The organism is Pseudomonas sp. NPDC087615 (genome assembly GCF_044743445.1).
In the GTDB taxonomy this organism is placed as follows: Bacteria; Pseudomonadota; Gammaproteobacteria; order Pseudomonadales; family Pseudomonadaceae; genus Aquipseudomonas; species Aquipseudomonas baetica_A.
The window spans coordinates 1-3,433 of record NZ_JBIUWM010000113.1; the positions used below are offsets into that span (position 1 = coordinate 1).

At 56.1% G+C, this 3,433-nt stretch carries 2 protein-coding genes; both read left to right on the forward strand.

Going from position 1 to position 3,433, the window contains the following annotated elements; translation table 11 throughout:
- A partial coding sequence (gene clpX / locus ACIOU6_RS27540; protein WP_401139877.1) for an ATP-dependent Clp protease ATP-binding subunit ClpX occupies positions 1-931 on the forward strand: 931 nt, incomplete at its 5' end.
- Positions 932-1,093: 162 nt separating this feature from the next.
- The coding region (lon, locus tag ACIOU6_RS27545) for an endopeptidase La (RefSeq protein WP_401139879.1) at positions 1,094-3,433 on the forward strand (2,340 nt) is incomplete at its 3' end.

Genomic DNA, 3,433 nt, shown 5'->3' on the forward strand with positions numbered 1-3,433 from the left:
GCTGATCGGCCCGACAGGCTCTGGTAAAACCCTGCTGGCCGAAACACTGGCCCGCTTGCTGAACGTTCCGTTCACCATCGCTGACGCAACCACCCTCACCGAGGCGGGTTACGTAGGTGAAGATGTCGAGAACATCATTCAGAAGCTGCTGCAGAAGTGTGATTACGACGTAGAGAAGGCCCAGATGGGTATTGTCTATATCGACGAAATCGACAAGATTTCCCGCAAGTCCGACAACCCGTCGATCACCCGGGACGTTTCCGGTGAAGGCGTGCAGCAGGCCTTGCTCAAGTTGATCGAAGGCACGGTCGCTTCCGTACCGCCGCAAGGTGGCCGCAAGCACCCGCAGCAGGAATTCCTGCAGGTCGACACCCGTAACATTTTGTTCATCTGCGGTGGTGCGTTCTCGGGTCTCGAGAAGGTTATCCAGAATCGTTCCACCAAAGGTGGCATCGGTTTCAATGCAGAAGTTCGCAGCAAGGAAGAGGGCAAGAAAGTCGGCGAGTCCCTGCGTGAAGTCGAGCCTGACGATCTGGTCAAGTTCGGTCTGATCCCGGAATTCGTCGGTCGTCTGCCAGTCCTTGCGACACTGGACGAGCTGGACGAGGCTGCGCTGATGCAGATCCTCACCGAGCCGAAAAACGCTCTGACCAAGCAGTATGCAAAGCTGTTCGAGATGGAAGGCGTGGATCTGGAGTTCCGCTCCGACGCGCTGAAATCGGTCGCCAAGCGTGCCCTGGAACGTAAAACCGGTGCCCGTGGCCTGCGTTCGATTCTCGAAGGTGTGCTGCTTGATACGATGTACGAAATCCCCTCGCAGTCCGAGGTGAGCAAAGTCGTCATCGATGAGAGTGTGATCGAAGGCAAGTCCAAGCCACTGTATATCTACGAGAACAGTGAGCCGACTGCCAAGGCAGCACCGGACGCTTAAGCGTCTACGCTGCCGGAACAAAGAAGGGGCCTTCGGGCCTCTTTTTTTTTAGTCGTTTTTTACATCCGCTTTGCGCTTGTTTTTTTTCAAGGCAGCCCCCATCTTGGTTTCAAGCTTAATTCCATCTGATTACGGCCATATGGCCGCCGTAGAGGCGAAATCATGAAGACAACCATCGAATTGCCTCTCCTGCCATTGCGTGATGTCGTCGTTTATCCGCACATGGTTATCCCGCTGTTCGTGGGGCGCGAGAAATCCATCGAAGCCCTCGAGGCAGCGATGACGGGCGACAAGCAGATTTTGCTGCTGGCCCAGAGAAACCCGGCTGATGATGATCCCGGTGAAGACGCTCTCTATCGCGTAGGTACCATTGCCACTGTTCTACAGCTGCTCAAGCTGCCTGACGGCACCGTCAAGGTTCTGGTCGAGGGTGAGCAGCGCGGTACCGTTGAGCGCTTCAGCGAAGTCGACGGCCACTGTCGTGCCGAAGTCTCCTTGATTGAAGAAGTCGACGCTGCCGAGCGCGAGTCCGAAGTGTTCGTGCGTACACTGCTGTCTCAGTTCGAACAATATGTGCAGTTGGGCAAAAAAGTCCCCGCGGAAGTCCTGTCGTCGCTCAACAGCATCGAAGAACCGGGCCGTCTGGTCGATACCATGGCCGCCCACATGGCGCTGAAAATCGAGCAGAAGCAGGAAATCCTCGAAATCATCGATTTGTCGGCCCGGGTTGAGCACGTCTTGGCGTTGCTGGACGCCGAGATTGACCTGCTGCAAGTCGAAAAACGCATTCGCGGTCGCGTTAAAAAGCAGATGGAGCGCAGTCAGCGTGAGTACTACCTGAATGAGCAGATGAAGGCCATTCAGAAGGAACTCGGCGACAGCGACGAAGGCCACAACGAAATCGAAGACCTGAAAAAGCGCATCGACGCTGCCGGTCTGCCGAAAGACGCCTTGGCCAAAGCCACTGCCGAGTTGAACAAGCTCAAGCAAATGTCGCCGATGTCCGCAGAGGCCACTGTGGTGCGATCGTACATCGACTGGTTGGTGCAGGTGCCGTGGAAGGCCCAGAGCAAAGTGCGCCTGGACCTTGCTCGCGCAGAAGACATTCTCGATGCTGATCACTACGGTCTCGAAGAGGTCAAGGAGCGCATCCTTGAATACCTCGCCGTACAAAAACGCGTGAAGAAAATCCGTGGCCCGGTGTTGTGCCTGGTCGGTCCTCCAGGCGTGGGTAAAACTTCGCTGGCGGAGTCGATTGCCCACGCCACAAACCGTAAATTCGTCCGCATGGCCTTGGGTGGCGTGCGTGATGAAGCGGAAATTCGAGGTCACCGCCGGACTTACATCGGTTCGATGCCCGGAAGATTGATTCAAAAGATGACAAAGGTAGGCGTCCGTAACCCGCTCTTCCTGCTCGATGAAATCGACAAAATGGGCAGCGACATGCGTGGCGATCCAGCATCGGCGTTGCTGGAAGTGCTCGATCCCGAGCAGAACCACAACTTCAACGACCACTATCTGGAAGTCGATTACGACCTCTCGGATGTGATGTTCCTGTGCACCTCCAACTCGATGAACATCCCGCCGGCGCTGCTGGACCGGATGGAAGTCATCCGTCTGCCGGGCTACACCGAAGACGAGAAGATCAACATTGCGGTCAAATACCTGTCGCCAAAGCAGATCACTGCCAATGGTCTGAAGAAAGGCGAGCTGGAATTCGACGAAGAGGCGATCCGCGACATCATCCGCTACTACACCCGTGAAGCCGGTGTGCGTGGCCTTGAACGTCAGATCGCCAAGGTCTGCCGCAAGGCCGTTAAAGAGCACGCGATGGAAAAACGCTTCTCGGTGAAAGTGACAGCAGACTTGCTGGAACACTTCCTCGGTGTGCGCAAATTCCGCTACGGTCTGGCCGAGCAGCAGGATCAGATCGGTCAGGTTACTGGCCTTGCCTGGACTCAGGTGGGGGGCGAATTGCTAACCATTGAAGCCGCTGTTGTGCCAGGTAAAGGCCAGTTGATCAAGACTGGTTCGCTGGGCGATGTAATGGTCGAATCGATCACTGCTGCCCTGACCGTGGTGCGCAGCCGTGCGAAGAGTCTAGGCATTCCTTTGGACTTCCACGAGAAGCGCGACACACACATCCACATGCCGGAAGGGGCGACCCCGAAAGATGGACCGAGCGCGGGTGTAGGCATGTGCACGGCATTGGTTTCGGCCTTGACCGGCATTCCGGTGCGCGCTGATGTCGCCATGACCGGCGAAATCACTTTGCGTGGTCAAGTGCTGGCCATTGGTGGTCTGAAGGAAAAACTGCTTGCGGCGCACCGCGGCGGAATCAAGATTGTGATTATTCCGGAAGAGAATGTGCGCGATCTGAAGGAGATTCCTGACAATATCAAGCAGGATCTGCAGATTAAACCGGTTAAATGGATTGACGAGGTCCTGCAAATTGCGCTGCAATACGCGCCTGAGCCCTTGCCGGATGTGGCTCCGGAGATA